Below are 16416 nucleotides of genomic sequence, written 5' to 3'. Positions count from 1 at the left end.
CGACTCAGGTCAAAGATGTCGCCTAATATGAAAAGCCACAAGTAGGATGAAAAAGTGGTGCTTAGTATGGAAAACCAGACTATTGGTGACGATCAGATCAACATGCACGAGGAAATGCGCCGTGCATTTGCGCTGCTTTCAGGCAAGTGGAAGCTGGAAATCATGTGGTTATTGAACCAGCGAATCTATCGTTTCGGAGAACTGCGCAAGGCGATCAACGGCATCACCCAGCACATGCTGACAGCGCAACTTCGTGAGCTCGAAAACGATGGCCTGGTAGTGCGAACTGTCTTCGCCGAAGTGCCCCCGCGCGTCGAGTATGAGATGACGGCAAAGGCCCGTGCGCTCGGGCCGACGATGGAAGCACTCGCGTTATGGTGGCGCGAATATGGGAAGAGTGTGCCGGTGAAGCCAGGCTCGCGCGGACGCAAGCCAAAAAGCACTTAAGCAGTAAATAGGGATACTTTTCGAGTCTCGAAGCTTCGATCAGTTGGCTATTTTTCCATGGAGATCGCGGGAAGCTCCTTCGAGAGTTTTCCATAGGCTGCGCATCGTAGGGTTCTCATTGGTGATGGAGCAGTAGGAGCGTATCTCCAGTCGTGTACTCCATTCATCACCACCCGCTTTTACCAACTGACCTCGCTGAAGCTCGTCAATGACAGCGCTTTGTGGCAACCATGCCACGCCATACCCCTCTATCGCCATTCGCATCAAAAGCATCGCCATGTCGGCCTCATAGCACCGCTCCAGCACACTCACACTTGGGCCATTTTTGATGACTATGTCTGCTACGCGGCCTAAAAAAGTGGTGGCCGTATAGGCGAGGTGAGGCACAGCTTTGGCTGAGGTACCGGGCAAGCGATACAGCGGTTGCCCGTTGTTGTCAGGGGCACATAACGGAATAAAGGCGTCATGTCCCAACGTCAGGCAACCGAATTTTTCCGGGTCGAGCAGAATGGGTGCCAGGGGATGGTGGTAGACGATCATCAGATCGCAACTCCCCTCCTCCAAGGCTATAACGGCGTCATGAATGTTCGCTGCAACGACTCGGGCGTTGAACTGCTCATTGTGCTGCTGAAATTGGGTTAGCCATTTCGGTAGAAACGTCATTGAAAGGCTGTGGCCAGCAGTGACCTGGATGGATCGCCCGGGCATTCGCTCAACCTCCCGCAGGGCTGAACGCAGTCTCAATAACCCCGCCAATGCCTCGCGGCCCTCTTCACAAAAACTTCGCCCCGCTGGCGTGAGCTGAACGGGATACGTTCCGCGATCCACCAACTCTGCCCCGACCCATTCCTCAAGTGACCGTATGCGACGCGACAGTGCTGACTGGGTCACGCACCGTACTTCCGCAGCACGAGAAAAGTTTTTCCACTCGGAAATCGCTAAAAGATCATCTAACCATTTGATTTGCATAACGGCACCTCATGCCCCGAATGCGCAGTGTACTGCGCCTCAGTCAGGACAAAGCAGCAGTTTCCAAAACTATTCCAAAAGCGCATGAGGCTATCGGGATTACTCATCACGACGTGTCAAACCCGACCCTAGAATCGTAAACGTTGAATCGACGCCAGAGAGCTTCGACCCAATGACACTTGTCTCCTGCCAAGTAACAAAAGCAAAAAAACCACTTGAGGAAAGCTCCGTGAAGAAAAATAAACTTCCACGTCGGATCGCAATCAGCATCGCCTTAGGCGTGCTTGTCGGTTGGGCGTGTCACCATTTCGCAGGGAGCGAACAAAGCGCCAAAGAGATCGCCTCTTACTTCTCGATGGTCACCGACATCTTTTTACGCATGATCAAGATGATCATCGCGCCTCTGGTATTCGCGACCTTGGTCGGCGGCATCGCGAGTATGGGTAACTCCCGCTCCGTTGGCCGGATTGGCCTGAGAGCCATGGCCTGGTTCGTCACCGCTTCGGTGATCTCGCTGGCCATCGGCATGGGCCTGGTCAACCTGTTCCAACCGGGTGCCGGACTGAACATGGAGGTTGTCCAGCATGCGGCAAGTCCCGTGGTGGTCAACACCGGGGATTTCAGCCTCAAGGTTTTTATCAGTCACGTGTTTCCCCGCAGCATTGCTGAAGCAATGGCCAACAACGAAATCCTGCAAATCGTGGTGTTCTCGTTGTTCTTCGGGTTCGCCTTGGCGGGTGTGAAGCGAGCGGGTTACACAAGGATTGTCGATAGCATCGAAGAGCTGGCCAAGGTGATGTTCAAGGTCACTGACTACGTCATGGCCTTCGCACCCATTGGAGTGTTCGCAGCCATCGCATCGGCTATCACCACGCAAGGTCTCGGCTTGATAGTCGATTACGGAAAACTGATTGCCGAGTTCTACTTGGGCATTGTGATTCTGTGGTGTGTGTTGTTCGCTGCCGGCTACCTGTTCCTGGGTCGCTCAGTGTTTACTTTGGGCAAGCTCATTCGCGAACCCATCCTCCTCGCATTTTCCACTGCCAGCAGCGAATCCGCTTACCCGAAAACCATGGAGGCACTGGAGAAATTTGGTGCGCCCAAGCGCGTATCCAGCTTCGTCCTTCCGTTGGGGTACTCATTCAATCTTGATGGTTCGATGATGTATCAAGCGTTCGCCATCATGTTCATTGCTCAGGCCTACAACGTCGACTTGAGCTTCACACAGCAACTGCTCATCTTGCTGACGCTGATGATCACCAGCAAGGGAATGGCGGGTGTAGCCCGAGCATCGGTGGTCGTGGTGGCGGCTACGTTACCCATGTTCAATCTTCCCGAAGCCGGCATTTTGCTGATCCTTGGCATTGACCAATTCCTTGATATGGCCAGGACTGCCACCAACGTGGTTGGCAACAGCATAGCGACGGCTGTGGTTGCCAAATCAGAACCGCATGAAGAAGCTGAAGACGCGCCCGGCACTGAATCTCCCCTCCCAATTCATACTGCAGCCACCGCCTGAGAAACTGAAAATGAAAGGTAAATCGAAGCCGTCCAGCGGGTCATCGTTTGCTCGCAAACTGGGTATCGTCGGCGGGCTTGGCTCACTGGCCGGCGGCGATCTTTTCTACAAACTGGTGAAGTCCAGAGCTGTTTTGGAGGATCAAGGTCGCTATCACTTTCTGTTTGAACAACACCCGTTCAAGGACGTGCTGATGCCGCTTGATCAGGGTGCCAACATGACCTCCAGAAAGTTTTACGTATTTCAGGTTTGCCAGACGTTCGAGGCGAGCGAAGTCAATGCAGTCTTGTTGCCTTGTTTTGCCAGCCACACCTTTCGGGAGGAGATCCAGGAGGAAATCGGGATACCCGTTCTGGATATGATGGCGGCGTTACGCAAGCACGTGGATCATGTCGCTGCCCCTGGTACGACACTGGGCATCATCGCGTCCGACTATGTCAGGTATTCCGGGTTGTTTGAGCGCTATTTCGGCACAGATTTCAAGCTCGTTTATCCTGACGAAAGCGAGCAATCTGGCTTGATGGACGCCATGTACGGGGTTAACGGCATCAAAGATGGATTCCTTGACGGGGTACCACTCGAATGTGTTTATCAGGCCTGTCTGTCGCTTCAGGATCAGGGGGCCACAATCATCCTGCCTGGCATGACGGAGCTTTCGTTGGTCTGCGGTGATCTTCAACGGCGTGGCTTGACTGTCCTGGATATCAACGAGATTTATGCCGCTTTCGCCACCTTGGAGAAAGGCCAGTCGACTCGTCCGCCTTTCAAGCTTGGGATTGTCGGTGGAGTTGGGCCAGCGGCAACGGTCGACTTCATGGGTAAGGTTGTGGCGCACACACCGGCAGGTCGCGATCAGGAACACATCAAAATGGTGGTGGAACAGAACCCCCAGATCCCTGATCGCACAGCCAACCTGCTGTACAACGAAACTGATCCGACGATGGCGATGTACGCAACGTGCAAGCGACTGGAAAGCGCCGGCGCCAATGCCATTGCGATTCCGTGCAACACAGCTCACGCCTTCGTCGAACGCATCCAGGCGCACCTGCGTGTGCCTATTGTGAATATGCTGACCGAGACGGTAGAGGCTATCGTGCAGCGGTACGGTGCCGGCAAAACCGCCGGGCTGCTAGCGACCTCAGGCACCATCAAAAGTCAGGTTTATCACCAGGCAGCTCGGCAAGCAGGGCTTCAAATAATTACCCCCGGTGTGGATTACCAAGCGCTGGTTATGGAGGCCATTTACGGAGCGCACGGCATCAAGGCGGGTTTCACAGGGGGCATCTGCAAAGACCAGCTCCTGACTGCGGCAGAACACTTATGTGAATTGGGCGCTGATGTGCTCATCCTGGGATGTACGGAGCTACCTCTGGTGCTTGCGCATAGCGAATCCTTCATGATTAAAAATCATGAGGTCGCATTGGTCGACCCGACAACCATTTTGGCATTGAAGTGCATTGAGCTTGCCCGAGTAGCGCTCAGTACACCGTAGAAAAACAGCCGCCGACACTTTTCTCCTGTCAGCACCGATAACAGAAACGCCGCTCAGTGAGCGGCGTTTTTTGTGGAACAGGCACCCTTTCAACTGTTGGCGGTGGCCCCTAGTTTTCCATAGCCGCAAACCCGCGCTGCAAATCCTCAATCAACGCCTCGACATCCTCAAGCCCGATATGCAACCGCAACACCGGATTCAATGAACGATCCGCAGCACTGTCGCGATCCGTGGTATCGGCGACGGTGATCAGGCTTTCGTAGCCGCCCCAGGAAGCGCCGAGCCCAAACAACTGGAGCGAATCAATAAAGCGTTCGACGTAGGTCGGATCTGCATCGCGCAGCTCGAAGGACAGCAAACCGTTGCTGCCATTGAAGTCGCGCTGCCACAGGGCATGACCAGGATGCTCGGGCAACGCTGGATGGAACACCCGTTTCACTTGCGGTTGCGCTTGCAGCCAATGGGCGATTTCCAGCGCCTGACGTTCGTGCACTTCCAGTCGCGGTGCCAGGGTTCGTGCACCGCGCAGCACCAGGTAGGCATCGTCGGGGCTGACGGTGGCGCCAAAGGTGTCGCCCATGGACGCCAGCGGCTGCCACACGTCTTGTCGGGTGCAGACGCTGCCCATGACCACATCGCTGTGGCCGCACAGGTACTTGGTCAACGCCATGATCGAGATGTCCGCGCCCAAGGTCAGCGGTCGGTACAGGTAACCCGAGCCCCAGGTGTTGTCGACGGCCAGGAGAATGCCTCGCGGTTTGCACAGGGCGGCGATCGCCGGCAAATCGCAGAGTTCATACAGTAAGGAACCCGGCACTTCGGTGTAGACCATTTTGGTGTTGGCTTGCAGTTGCGCTTGCAGGCCGCGGCCATCAGGGGCGAAGTAGCTGACCTGAATGCCGAACGGTTCAAGAAACTCATGGGCCAGCCGTCGCACGGGGGCGTAGACCGCGTCGCTGATCACGACGTGATCGCCGGGCCGCAGGTAGGCCAGGAAGGTCTGCGCGATCGCCGCCAGCCCGGTGCCGAACAAGCGCGTGCGGTAACCGCCCTCCAGCTCTGTCACCAGATCTTCCAGGGCGAAGGCCGTCGGATTGCCTCGGGCGCCATAACTCAGGACCCGCTCGCTATCACGGCGAGCGCGGGCGTCGCGCATTTGCGCCAGGTTATCGAACAGCACTGTGCTCAACCGCGTGACCGGCACGTTGACTGCCCTGCCGCCATTCCCCTGTTCGGTGCGCGCCGAATGGACCAGACGCGTACGCACCCGGGCATCACGGGACCCTGTGTCGCGCAGCGGCTTGAGACTGGCGATTTCGTCGTCACTCATCTGCGCCAGCAAACCGATTTCCCAGGCCAGGTACTGACGCGCCGCGTCCTTGTTGCCGGCGTGACGGTCATGGGTGAAAAACAGAAAATCGATGCACTGCTGATCGGAAGGCACGGTCGGATTTTCCTGCACCGCGAACCCCTCTGCACGCCAGGCATCGATCGCGCCGTCCAGCAGCCGGACTTGTAGGCGCTGATTTTCCGGTAGCTCCTGCGCCGCGAAAGCAGCCAGCAAAGGATCATCGGCGACCAACACAAGAGGTCGCTGCTCACCGGCCACTTCAGACGCCAGCAACGAGCGAATCGACCAGCGTGAGCCGGCGATATGGCCCTTGCGATAAGTCATGCTCGGCCGCAGGTCAATCAGTGCGACCGCGTCATCCTGCAGCGAATCGGCCAAGGCTCGCGCCGTGATCAATGGCACAGCCTCGTGAGCGATCACCTCAAGCGCGGGCAGCACCAGATCACTGCTCACCCCGCCTGCCAGCACATAGGCCTCATGCCCCAATTGCCGCAACCAACTGGCAACGATCGGTGCCCGCACACCATCACTGTCGAACAGCACCAACCGCGCCTGACGCACACCGACATACAGATCGGTGGATTGAATCAACTGCCCGCCCGGTGTGTGTTGCGCACCCGACAGACTGCCCGCGGCAAACTCCTCGGCGGTGCGCACATCGCACAAAAACAGGCTGCGACCGGCCTCCTCGGCCCATTGTTCAACCTGCGCAGCCTCAACGGTCTTCACACCGGCCCGCTCCGCCAGTTGCGCAGCCGCGAGTCGCTGCCCCGGCAAGGTGTCAGGGGACACCTCCTCGGCGTAACGTCGGGTGCTGCCATGCTCCAGCTGAAAATCTTCCAGATACCAACCCTGGGTTCCGTTTTCCAATGCGTAGACCGGATTCTTCAACCCCAGATTGATCAACGTCTGGGCACCGATAATGCTGCGGGTCCTGCCGGCACAATTGACCACGATCGGCGTGCTGTCGTCCGGCACCAGATCATGGACGCGATACCCCAGCTCGCCATTCGGGCAGCACACCGAACCGGGTATGGTCATCTTGCGGTACTCATCGAACGGCCGACCGTCGAGCACCACCAGCGGCTCGCCCCGGGCTTGCCATTCGGCCAGTTGCTGCGCGGTGACATGCGGGGTATGGCTGGCCTCTTCGACCAATTCACCGAAGGCCTTGGAAGGCACGTGCACCCCGGCAAACAGCTGGAAACCGGCAGCCTGCCAACCATCGGCACCGCCATCGAGCACATGCACCTGGCCATACCCGAGCGCCTGCAAACGCCGAGCGGAACGCGCCGAGACATCCCCGCCGTCCTGGTCATAGATCACCAGCCGAACCAGAGGATTCGGCGCGAGACGCCGGACCTCCAGCTCCAGACGGCTATAGGGCAAATTCACCCCGAAAAACAGGTGCGCTTCGCCATACTGGCCGTGCTCGCGCACGTCAAACAGGGCGATTTCCTGCCCGTCGAGCAGCCACTGCTGGAGTTGCCCTGGAGTTACGGTCTGGCTCATAAGAGTCCCGTTTGGAAAAAGAGTTATTGAAGTACCAGAGAGCGCTCGTTGGCGGCGATTTCACGGCCCTTCGCATACGCACGCTGAATGGCCGGTCGCCGGCAGGAAAAGCCCGGCCTTGTCGGCCAGGTAATTGAGGATGGCGCCGGACTCGAACAGGTTCAGCGGCTCGCTTAAGCCCTGGGGTGCATGGTCGACAATCGCCGGAATCCGCCCATTGGCGCTGATGCGCTGGAACGCTGCCTGCTTCTGCTCGCCTGCACGGATGTTGACTGGCAGCAGGCGGTACTCAAGCGCCAGCTCTTCAAGCAGGATGCCGACCTTCAAGCCATTGCCAGTCGGCCAGTAATACAGATCGATCATGCGTAGGCCTTGATCGACGGCGCCATTTGCGAGGCGTTGTAATTGAGGATGCGCCCGTCGGCTTCCACGCCGTAGCGGCCGTTGAGGGACTCCAGCGGCAAACCGTACAGGTGGAAATGCAGGGTTGCCTGCTCGCCTTCGACACGAATGCCGTGCAGGTCTTCGCCGAGAAACGAGATGGAGGTGCCGGGTTGCACGATCACTTCCTTTTCCAAGTGCAAGGTGGTGAAACCAGGCTCGCGACCTTCGTCATCACGACGGTAGACGTAGTTGATTTCCTGGCCTTCGATGGCACTGATGATCGCCCAGGTTTCATGGTTATGCGGGATCGTGCTTTTGCCCGGCAACAACGAGTTCAGGTACAGCGTCGGCGTGTCGCCGTCGTCATTGAGACGGTAGCGGAACGCGGTACTGCCCTGCCCCGGTACCGGCGCGGGGAACTCGTCGAAATTGAACAGATCACGGCGCTCGGCCAGGACTTCAAGCAAGGACACGATTTCCACCAGCGCGGCGCGGTCGACGCCCCGTTGATGGATGACGCGGATTTTCTTCAGGAAATCCTCGATGACGGCGGCACGGTTAACAGTACTCATGAACAGGCTCCTCAGTATTAGACGGACAGGCTGTAGCGGCTCAGGTTGGTCAACAGGTACGGATCATTGGCGATGGGCGGCCGGCGTCCCGGATCACCCAGGGCGTGACGCAAAAACTCCTGGGTGCGCTCACTGGTGGGGTGCTGAAAGATCTGGGCGGCGCTGCCGTGCTCGACGATCACGCCGTTCTCGGTGAAGTAGACGATGTCGCTGATTTCTTCGGCAAAACGCATTTCGTGGGTGACCAGCACGCAGGTCATGCCCTCTTCGGTCAGCTCGCGAATCACCGTCAGCACCTCGCCGACGGTTTCCGGATCGAGGGCCGAGGTCACCTCATCAAACAGAATCAGTTCGGGACGCATCGCCAGGGCGCGGGCAATCGCCACCCGTTGCTGCTGACCGCCCGAGAGCTGGCCCGGATAGGCATCGGCCTTGTGTTCCATACGCACCTTGGCCAACAAGGCGCGGGCGTCTTTCTCGGCGTCGATCCGGTTACGCCCCAGCACCTTGCGCGGGGCAATCACCAGGTTCTCCAACACCGACAAATGCGGGAACAGGTTGTATTGCTGGAACACAAAACCCACACGCTTGCGCAACTCGATGCGCTGCGCTTCCTGGGCCAGGGTGTGAACCTCGGTCGCGCCGACACGGATGCTGCCGCGCTGGGGCTGCAACAGGCCGGTGATGCAACGCAGGATGGTTGATTTGCCGGAGCCGGACGGGCCGATGATCGACACGGCCTGACCACGGTGCACGTCGAGGTCGATGCCTTTGAGCACCGGGTTATTGCCAAACGACAGGTGCAGGTCGCGCAGGCTGACCAAGGGCTCGGCGACGGTTTCAGTAAAAGGCATAACGTCGCTCCAGGCGTTGGGTGAGTCGAGAAATCGGGTAGCAATAGGCGAAGAACAGCACCAACAGGCTCAGGTAAATCACCACGGTGAAACCGGTCATGTTCACGGTGTTGCTGGCGATTTGCGCGGTGTCGATCACGTCATGCACACCCACCAGGGACGCCAGCGCAGTGCCCATGGTGATCACCGCATACAGGTTCATCCACGGCGGCAACATGCGTTTGAAGCACTGCGGCAGGATGATCGAACGGAAAATCTGCCCACGAGTGAATGCCAGGGAACGTGCGGCTTCCCATTGGGTGCTGGGGATCGAGGCAATGGCGCCACGGAAGATTTCCGCGACGTTGGCACTCGCCGGCAGCGCCAGGCCGAGGGTGACCTTGACCCAGTCCGGAAACGAGACATAAGCACTGCCGATTCGTATCTCGAACGGGAACACGTAGGTAGTGAAATAGATCAGCACCAGCCAGGGCGCATTGCGAAAAATCTGCACCCAGATCCGTGCCGGCAAACGCAGCAGTCGCAGGGGTGACAGCGCCAACGCGCCGACCAACAGCCCCAGCAACGACCCCAGGCCGATGGCGACGAGGCTGATCAGAATGTTCTGGCCAAAGCCCACGGCCAGTGCCGGCGACCATTGCAGCAAGGCCTTGAACACCGGGCTTTCCGGGGCGACATACACCAGCCACAGTACGGCGCAAACCAACAAAATCAACTTGCCGACATGCCGCCGAGGCCAGGCCAGCGGTGCGCTGACGGTCGTTTCAATGGCCATAGCCGGGCATCCTCAGGTGCGCTTCAAGGTAGCGCCCCACGCAATTGACGATAAAACTCAGCAGGCCGAAAAAGCTCAGGATCAGAATCATCAGCTCCAGCACGTTGTCGCTTTGGGTCCAGATCATGATCGCCGCGTAGGTGATGTCCCCCACGGCAATGGCCGAGGCCACGGCCGTCATTTTCACCAGGTCGATCAGGTTGTTGATCAGCGACGGAAGGGCAAAGCGCAGGGCCAATGGCAGTTGTACATTCCACAGCAACTGACGGCTGCTGAACGCCAGCGAACTGGCCGCTTCCAGCGTCACGGTCGGCACCGCCTCGATGCCGGCGCGCAAGGCTTCGGCATGGAACGCGCCCTTGTGCAACGAAATCACGATCACTACCCAGGCGAACGGCGTCAGCGGGTTGGCCGCACCGACGGCTTGAGTCAGCAGCATGTTCAACACCAGGAAGGCGCAATACAGTTGCACCAGGGTCGGCGTGTTGCGGGTGACCTCGACAAATAGGCGTGCCGGTTTTGCCAGCCAGGGTTTTCCAGAGGTCAGCATTGCTGCCAATCCGACGCCCGCCAGCAAGCTGCCGACAATGGTGAACAGGCAAAGCAGCACCGTGGTCAGCGCGCCCTGCTCCAGGGTTCCGCGCTGGTAGGCGTCCAGCAGAAAACCGTAGTTCAGACCCAACCCGGCGGTCCAGTGGACGAAAAACTCCAGCCAATGACTCATGGTTCGCCCCGCAATTGCCCGAAGGCGTGAGCGATGCGACGTCCGGCTTCGGCAACGCTCTCGGTCGCCGTGGCGATGGACAGGCGAAACCACGGCGACAAGCCATAAGCGCTGCCCGCCACACCCGCCACGCCCTGCTCCAGCAAATACGCCACGACATCGGCGTCGCTGTTCAGGCATACGCCGTCTGGACGATAACGCCCCAGCAATCCGGCACAGCGAATAAACACGAAGAAACCGCCTTGAGGTTCGAGCACTTCAAGGCCGTCCACTGTGCGCAAGGCGCTCACCAGTAAATCCCGGCGTTGCTGATAGGCCGCCACCTGTTCCGGCAAGAAATCCAGGCCACCCTCGAAGGCCGCCAACGCGGCGGCTTGCCCCACCGAAGAGGCGCCGGATGTTGATTGCGATTGCACGACCGCCATGGCATTGGTCAGCACTTGCGGCCCGGCACCGAAACCGATGCGCCAGCCAGTCATGGCATACGTCTTCGACACACCGCCCACCAGCAGGCAGCGCGACTGCAAGTCCGGCGCGACGTTGAGCAGGCTCTGCGCTGGCAGACCGTCAAAGCGAATATGTTCGTAGAGTTCATCCAGCAGAATCAGCACCTGCGAGTGGCGACGCAGCACCTCGGCCAAGGCTTGCAATTCGGCCGCGCTGTACACCGCGCCGCTGGGGTTACCGGGACCGTTGAGAATCAGCCAGCGAGTCCGCTCGCCGATGTGTTGCTCCAGCTGTTCTGCGGTGAGCTTGCAGCCCTGCGCCAGCGCGCACTCGATGAACACCGGCTCGCCACCATTGAAGCGCACGCTGTCCGGGAACGACGGCCAGTACGGCGTCGGCACCAGCACTTCATCGCCGTCGTCGAGGGTCGCGGCGAAGGCATTGAAGATGATTTGCTTTGCCCCGTTGGCAATCACGATCGATTCCAGCGGATAGTCCAAATGGTTTTCCTGCTTGAGCTTGCGTTGCACCGCAACTCGCAAGGCTTTTACGCCCGGCGTCGGAGTGTACTTGGTGGCACCGGCGGCGATGGCGGCATAAGCGGCCTGTTTGATGTGTTCCGGGGTGTCAAAATCCGGCTCGCCGGTGGTCAGGTCGAGGATGTCGCGACCGGCATCACGCAACGCCGTGGCTTGGGATTTCGCGGCGGCATTGGCCGACAGCGAGACGCGCTGAACGCGTTTGGACAGGCGAAGTGTCATGACGGAACCACCTCCACGACCTTACCTGGATTGAGCAGGTTTTTCGGGTCCAGCGCCTGCTTGATGCGGCGCATCAGGTCGAGTTCCACCGGACTTTTGTAACGCCCGAGCATGTCCCGTTTGCGCTGGCCGATGCCGTGCTCGGCGCTGATCGAACCGCCGTGGGCGTGGGCGCTGTCATGAACCAGCAAGCTGAGCGCCGCGTAGTGAGCCATATGCGCCTCGACCGTCGAATCAAGCGGATGAGCAACGTTGTAGTGCAGGTTACCGTCGCCCAAATGGCCGAAAGTGAAGTGACGGACACCGGGAAAGCTCGCCTGCAACAACGCATCGGTGTGGGCGACAAACGCCACGACCTGGGAAATCGGCACTGAAATGTCGTGCTTCATGTTGCGACCGGCGCGCTTCTGCGCCTCGCTCATGTTCTCCCGTAACAGCCACAGGGCTTCGCTCTGGGCCAGGCTTTCGGCGATCAACGCATCGGCCAGCAACTCGCGCTCGAAGGCCTCCCCCAGCACTTCTTCAAAGGCTTGGCGGGCATGGGCTTCGCTGTGGTTGTCGGACAGTTCCAACAGTGCAAACCAAGGCTGCCTGGCGCCGAGAAAAGGTCGCGGACCGTCCGCAAACTGCTCACGCAGCAGCGCGAGGCAGTCGGCACTGAGCAGTTCGAACGCGGTGAGGCTGGCACCGAAACCGGCGCGGGCATGGGACAGCAATTGCACCGCCTGGGCCAGGGAGTCGAAGGCCAGGAGTGCCGTCGCCTGCGCCTTGGGCAGCGGGAAGAGTTTCAGGGTCGCGGCGGTGATGATGCCGAGCGTGCCTTCGCTGCCGATATACAGGTCACGCAAGTCGTAGCCGGTGTTGTCCTTGCGCAAGCCGCGCAGGCCATTCCAGATTTCACCCTCGGCGGTGACCACTTCCAGACCCAGGGTCAGCTCGCGGGTGTTGCCATAGCGCAACACGGCGGTGCCACCAGCATTGGTGCCCAGATTGCCACCGATGGTGCAACTGCCTTCGGCGCCCAGACTCAGGGGAAACAACCGGCCGGCATCACGGGCAACGTCCTGGACGGTTTGCAGAATGCAGCCCGCTTCGACGGTCAGGGTGTCGTTGTCGGTGTCCACCGTCCGCACACGATTCAGCCGATCGAGCAACAGCAACACCGCGCGACCACTGTCATCCGGGGTCGCGCCGCCCATCAGCCCGGTGTTGCCGCCCTGCACCACCACCGGCGTATCGCTGGCGACGCAAGCGCGAACCACGGCCGCGACTTCCTCGGTGTTCGCCGGATGCACGGCGGCGATGACCTGCCCGACGTAACGGCCCTGTTTGTCAGTCAGGTAGGGCGCGGCCTCTTCGCTGCTCTGCACATGGCTGGCGCCGAGCAATTGCTGCAAGGCCACGAACAACGTCTGACTCATGGCTGCACCGCCAGCGGCTCGGCGTTGCGGTACTGCTCATGCAGATCACGCAATGCCTTGGACGGCGTCATGCCGGTGCGCTCGCCCAATTCGATCAGCCAGCCGCTGCGATGCCAGTCACGCACGATCGCATCCAGTTTTGCCTGGGTATCGTGCTCGCCTTTGCGTAGCCAGATCACCGAGTTCGACGGGATCAAATCACCCGGCAGCGGGATTTCATACTCAGCCCACTCGGCATCGCTCAACAGCGCATGCATGGTCGGGCTGACATGCACCGCCGCCACGCAGCCATTGCCGCGCAGCGACAACAACGATTCGGATTGGCTGCGGAACGCCTTGATCTCGGCGCCGTAGGTTTCCTGCAAGGGCTTGATGAAGTTGCTGCCCTGGGACACGCACACTGGCTTGCCCTTGAGATCGGCCCACTGGGTCACGCCAGCGCCTTTGCGAATCAACGCCGCGCCGCCAACCTCTTCATACGGCGTGGGCACGTAGTCGAGAATCTCGCCGCGCTCTTCGGTGAACTGCATATTGGCGATCAGAATGTCGACCTTGCCCTGTTGCAGGAACTGCACGCGGTTGGGCGCCAGCACCGAAACGGTCTTCGCTTCGACGCCCAAAGCCTTGGCGATGCCCTTGGCCAGTTCGACGTTGTAGCCCAGGTGTTCGCCGGTCTTCGGGTCGATGGTGCCGAATGGCGGACCACTGAGAATCACCCCGACGCTGATGGCGTGGCGTTGCTCGATCTTGTCCAGTGTGGCATCGGCCTGGGCCAGGTTCGCACCCAGAGCAGCGCACCAGGCGAAGCACAGGGCTTTAGCGGAAAAATATCGGTTCATGCACGACTACCTTGAACGACCGCCCGGCAAAAGGACGGTCTGTTGAAAACGATGAGGTGGAGAACCGGGGGTCAGGCGCCGTTGGCCTGGAACTGTTTCTGCAGTTCCACCAGAGCGGGCGACGCGGGCGTGATGTGGTTGCGGGTCTGGGCCTCAATCAACCAGCCGCTGCGGTGCAGTTCCTTGACGATCGGATCGAGCCTGGCCTGGGTATCGCTTTCTCCGGGACGGGTCCAGATCACCGACGGCGCGGGGTTGAGTTCCGGCGTAAGCGCGCGATAGCCCTGCCATTCGGCGGTGCCGGCGAGCAGCGGATTGATCAGCGTGGCGTCATGCACCGCCGCGACGCAGTTGTTGCCGCGCAACGCCAGCAACGATTCCGAAGAGCTCTTGAAGGCTTTGATCTCGACGCCCAACTCGGTCAGCGGCTTGATGTAACTGCTGCCCTGGGAGGTGCAGACCGGTTGGTTTTTCAGGTCTTCCCAACGAGTGATCTTGCTGTCCTTCAGCACCGCTGCGGTTCCGCCCACGCGGTAGAACGGCGTCGGTACAAACCCGAGGATCTCGCCGCGTTCGGCGGTCCACTCCATGTTGGCAATCAGCAAATCGACTTTGCCCTGCTGCAAGAACTGCACGCGGTTGGCGGGCAGTACCGGCACCAACTGCACTTCGGCGTTCAGTTGCCGTCCCAGCTCCTGGGCGAGATCGACATTCAAACCGCGCGGCTTTTGGCTCGCTGGATCAATCCCGCCAAACGGGCCGCCGGACAGCAATACGCCGACCACCAGCACATGCCGTTGCTCGATCTTGTCCAGGGTTGCATCAGCCCGGACGCCGGTGCTGGCACCCAGCGAGATCAAGGCGCCCAGCATTACAGGCAACAATTTTTTAACGGCTGAGCACTTTTGCGACATGGTTCTTCCCCTGATGATTGATCGGCGTCCCCCGACCTGATGTGGAGGCATCCTAGGTACCGCGTTGAAGTAACGGAAATTCAAATATCTAATATCGTTATAACTTCTCGTGTTCTCACCGAGAGCGCATCCCCATAAAGCCCGTATTTACTGGCACCAAAGATCAGCCAAAGAAAAAACCAGCAAAAACACATAAATAATCGTAATGTTTATGTTTTCAGCCTTGATATAAAAGCAGCCCCGGAAATGGCCATGCCGACCTCACCTACCCTCGATCTCGAATTGCTGCGCACCTTCATTGCCGTGGTTGATCACCACAGTTTTGCCGAGGCCGGCGCGCAACTGGCCCGCACGCAATCGTCGGTCACCCAACACATGCAACGCCTGGAACAACAAGTGGGGGTGAGCCTGTTCGAAAAGCGCGGACGACAAAAGCAACTCACCGAACCCGGCTTGCAGTTGCTGCGTCATGCCCGGCAGATGCTGTCGCTCAACGACGAGGCGTTGAACTCCCTGCGTGAAAGCAGCTTGAGCGGCGTGTTGCGCATCGGTTCGCCCCATGACATCGCGGACACCATCCTGCCGCCGATCCTCAGCCACATCGCCCGCTCGGCACCGCGCTTGCGTCTGGAGATCGATGTCGGGCGCAGCCCGTTTCTGATGGACGATCTGCACCGGGGCAAGGTCGACATGGTGATCTCCACCCGACAGGACCCGAGCCTGGAAGGCTTCGCCTTACGCACTTCGCCGGTGTGGTGGATCTGCTCGGCGCAGTACATTCACAACCCCGGCGAGCCGTTGCCACTGATCCTCGTGGATGAACCGAGCATCTACCGGCGCTATGCCCTGGAGGCACTGGAACGCGCCAATATCAGTTGGCGCCAGGCGTACCTGGCGTCGAATCTGATTGGCATCAAGGCAGCGACGCGTGCTGGTTTGGGTGTCACCCCCCGAAGCATGGAAATGCTCGGTCCAGACATGCGCGTGCTGGGTGAAAATGACGGATTGCCGCGAATGCCGGACGTGACCTACTACCTGTGGATCAGGCCCAACACCGCGAATTTGATTGCCCGCAAGGCCTATGACTTGATTCGCGCCAGCCAGGGGTTGTCCTTTTCTTGATGTGAGCGGCTCCGCGATTCAAATCCTGGCCATTTCAGAGCTTGGCGATCGAGACTTCGGTGGATTTGACGAAGGCAATCACTTCGCTCCCCACTTTCAATTCAAGATCGCGCACTGAACGGGTGGTGATCACCGAGGTGACGATGCCGGAGGCGGTTTGCACATCGATTTCGGAGACCACTTCGCCGGTCACAATTTCCTTGATGACACCCTTGAACTGGTTGCGGACGTTGATCGCTTTGATGGTCATGATGAGGCTTCCTGTCTGATGTCGAATACATCCGCACGGATGTGCAGGCCTTCAAAATGCACG

The 16416-nt window shown here is 59.3% G+C and carries 15 protein-coding genes and 1 pseudogene; 4 read left to right on the top strand and 12 right to left on the bottom strand.

What is annotated here, in order from left to right; translation table 11 throughout:
* Positions 1 to 114: 114 nt before the first annotated feature.
* Entirely contained in the window at positions 115 to 447 is a 333-nt protein-coding gene (locus ABH912_RS03925; protein WP_429513035.1) for a winged helix-turn-helix transcriptional regulator, read from the top strand.
* A gap of 39 nt (positions 448 to 486) precedes the next feature.
* Here the strand turns inward: ABH912_RS03925 and ABH912_RS03920 are convergent, their stop codons facing one another.
* Positions 487 to 1416: a LysR substrate-binding domain-containing protein gene (locus ABH912_RS03920; protein ID WP_056743971.1), complete on the bottom strand. Its 930-nt coding sequence runs from the start codon at positions 1414 to 1416 to the stop codon at positions 487 to 489.
* Between the two features lie 229 nt (positions 1417 to 1645).
* Between ABH912_RS03920 and ABH912_RS03915 the strand changes: the two genes are divergently transcribed.
* Both ABH912_RS03915 and ABH912_RS03910 read left to right on the top strand, forming a co-directional pair.
* Positions 1646 to 2935, top strand: coding sequence for a dicarboxylate/amino acid:cation symporter (locus ABH912_RS03915; RefSeq protein ID WP_429513034.1), 1290 nt, complete (start codon positions 1646 to 1648; stop codon positions 2933 to 2935).
* Positions 2936 to 2945: 10 nt separating this feature from the next.
* Entirely contained in the window at positions 2946 to 4427 is a 1482-nt protein-coding gene (locus tag ABH912_RS03910; protein ID WP_429513032.1) for an amino acid racemase, read from the top strand.
* Between the two features lie 109 nt (positions 4428 to 4536).
* Here ABH912_RS03910 and metC read toward each other — a convergent pair whose 3' ends face one another.
* From metC to ABH912_RS03860, 10 genes and pseudogenes are all read right to left on the bottom strand, one after another.
* Complete coding sequence (gene metC / locus ABH912_RS03905) at positions 4537 to 7290, bottom strand: cystathionine beta-lyase (protein WP_429509668.1); 2754 nt, start codon at positions 7288 to 7290, stop codon at positions 4537 to 4539.
* A 90-nt stretch (positions 7291 to 7380) separates the two neighbouring features.
* Positions 7381 to 7653: pseudogene (locus tag ABH912_RS03900) on the bottom strand (glutathione S-transferase N-terminal domain-containing protein); the annotation flags it as partial.
* Positions 7650 to 8246: a cysteine dioxygenase gene (locus ABH912_RS03895; protein WP_033062128.1), complete on the bottom strand. Its 597-nt coding sequence runs from the start codon at positions 8244 to 8246 to the stop codon at positions 7650 to 7652. The gene ABH912_RS03895 and the pseudogene ABH912_RS03900, both read right to left, overlap by 4 nt.
* A 17-nt stretch (positions 8247 to 8263) precedes the next feature.
* Positions 8264 to 9100: an amino acid ABC transporter ATP-binding protein gene (locus ABH912_RS03890; RefSeq protein ID WP_429509667.1), complete on the bottom strand. Its 837-nt coding sequence runs from the start codon at positions 9098 to 9100 to the stop codon at positions 8264 to 8266.
* Positions 9087 to 9875: an amino acid ABC transporter permease gene (locus tag ABH912_RS03885; protein WP_033062126.1), complete on the bottom strand. Its 789-nt coding sequence runs from the start codon at positions 9873 to 9875 to the stop codon at positions 9087 to 9089. The genes ABH912_RS03890 and ABH912_RS03885 overlap by 14 nt, the downstream gene beginning before the upstream one ends.
* The gene (locus ABH912_RS03880; protein ID WP_429509666.1) at positions 9865 to 10599 is read right to left on the bottom strand and encodes an amino acid ABC transporter permease; all 735 of its coding nucleotides are present in this window, start codon (positions 10597 to 10599) and stop codon (positions 9865 to 9867) included. The genes ABH912_RS03885 and ABH912_RS03880 overlap by 11 nt, the downstream gene beginning before the upstream one ends.
* Positions 10596 to 11807 carry an aminotransferase class I/II-fold pyridoxal phosphate-dependent enzyme gene (locus tag ABH912_RS03875; RefSeq protein WP_429509665.1) on the bottom strand — a complete coding sequence of 404 codons (1212 nt, stop codon included), beginning with the start codon at positions 11805 to 11807 and terminating at the stop codon, positions 10596 to 10598. The genes ABH912_RS03880 and ABH912_RS03875 overlap by 4 nt, the downstream gene beginning before the upstream one ends.
* On the bottom strand, positions 11804 to 13228 hold the full coding sequence (locus tag ABH912_RS03870) for an FAD-binding oxidoreductase (protein ID WP_033062122.1): 1425 nt from the start codon (positions 13226 to 13228) through the stop codon (positions 11804 to 11806). The genes ABH912_RS03875 and ABH912_RS03870 overlap by 4 nt, the downstream gene beginning before the upstream one ends.
* Entirely contained in the window at positions 13225 to 14067 is an 843-nt protein-coding gene (locus ABH912_RS03865) for a transporter substrate-binding domain-containing protein (RefSeq protein WP_033062121.1), read from the bottom strand. The genes ABH912_RS03870 and ABH912_RS03865 overlap by 4 nt, the downstream gene beginning before the upstream one ends.
* A gap of 71 nt (positions 14068 to 14138) precedes the next feature.
* On the bottom strand, positions 14139 to 14981 hold the full coding sequence (locus tag ABH912_RS03860; protein ID WP_033062120.1) for a transporter substrate-binding domain-containing protein: 843 nt from the start codon (positions 14979 to 14981) through the stop codon (positions 14139 to 14141).
* Between the two features lie 252 nt (positions 14982 to 15233).
* Between ABH912_RS03860 and ABH912_RS03855 the strand changes: the two genes are divergently transcribed.
* A complete protein-coding gene (locus ABH912_RS03855) occupies positions 15234 to 16103 on the top strand; it encodes a LysR substrate-binding domain-containing protein (protein ID WP_033062119.1) in 870 nt (289 codons plus the stop codon).
* A gap of 34 nt (positions 16104 to 16137) precedes the next feature.
* On the opposite strand, the gene ABH912_RS03850 is transcribed toward ABH912_RS03855, so the two are convergent.
* Entirely contained in the window at positions 16138 to 16353 is a 216-nt protein-coding gene (locus tag ABH912_RS03850; protein WP_008145745.1) for a TOBE domain-containing protein, read from the bottom strand.
* Positions 16354 to 16416 lie beyond the last annotated feature (63 nt).

The sequence above is a fragment of the Pseudomonas sp. BT76 TE3572 genome (assembly GCF_050435365.1).
Lineage (GTDB): Bacteria > Pseudomonadota > Gammaproteobacteria > Pseudomonadales > Pseudomonadaceae > Aquipseudomonas > Aquipseudomonas fluorescens_W.
Note: the sequence above shows the minus strand (reverse complement) of the source record. Positions and strands in the feature narration are given on the sequence as shown.

Excerpts from the sequence above, each read along its gene's own strand:
- ABH912_RS03865 (WP_033062121.1), bottom strand. The coding sequence starts at position 14,067 with ATGAACCGATATTTTTCCGCTAAAGCCCTGTGCTTCGCCTGGTGCGCT.
- ABH912_RS03890 (WP_429509667.1), bottom strand. The coding sequence starts at position 9,100 with ATGCCTTTTACTGAAACCGTCGCCGAGCCCTTGGTCAGCCTGCGCGAC.
- ABH912_RS03895 (WP_033062128.1), bottom strand. The coding sequence starts at position 8,246 with ATGAGTACTGTTAACCGTGCCGCCGTCATCGAGGATTTCCTGAAGAAA.
- ABH912_RS03925 (WP_429513035.1), top strand. The coding sequence starts at position 115 with ATGCGCCGTGCATTTGCGCTGCTTTCAGGCAAGTGGAAGCTGGAAATC.
- ABH912_RS03855 (WP_033062119.1), top strand. The coding sequence starts at position 15,234 with ATGCCGACCTCACCTACCCTCGATCTCGAATTGCTGCGCACCTTCATT.
- ABH912_RS03875 (WP_429509665.1), bottom strand. The coding sequence starts at position 11,807 with ATGACACTTCGCCTGTCCAAACGCGTTCAGCGCGTCTCGCTGTCGGCC.
- ABH912_RS03850 (WP_008145745.1), bottom strand. The coding sequence starts at position 16,353 with ATGACCATCAAAGCGATCAACGTCCGCAACCAGTTCAAGGGTGTCATC.
- ABH912_RS03920 (WP_056743971.1), bottom strand. The coding sequence starts at position 1,416 with ATGCAAATCAAATGGTTAGATGATCTTTTAGCGATTTCCGAGTGGAAA.
- ABH912_RS03870 (WP_033062122.1), bottom strand. The coding sequence starts at position 13,228 with ATGAGTCAGACGTTGTTCGTGGCCTTGCAGCAATTGCTCGGCGCCAGC.
- ABH912_RS03880 (WP_429509666.1), bottom strand. The coding sequence starts at position 10,599 with ATGAGTCATTGGCTGGAGTTTTTCGTCCACTGGACCGCCGGGTTGGGT.
- ABH912_RS03910 (WP_429513032.1), top strand. The coding sequence starts at position 2,946 with ATGAAAGGTAAATCGAAGCCGTCCAGCGGGTCATCGTTTGCTCGCAAA.
- ABH912_RS03860 (WP_033062120.1), bottom strand. The coding sequence starts at position 14,981 with ATGTCGCAAAAGTGCTCAGCCGTTAAAAAATTGTTGCCTGTAATGCTG.
- metC (WP_429509668.1), bottom strand. The coding sequence starts at position 7,290 with ATGAGCCAGACCGTAACTCCAGGGCAACTCCAGCAGTGGCTGCTCGAC.
- ABH912_RS03885 (WP_033062126.1), bottom strand. The coding sequence starts at position 9,875 with ATGGCCATTGAAACGACCGTCAGCGCACCGCTGGCCTGGCCTCGGCGG.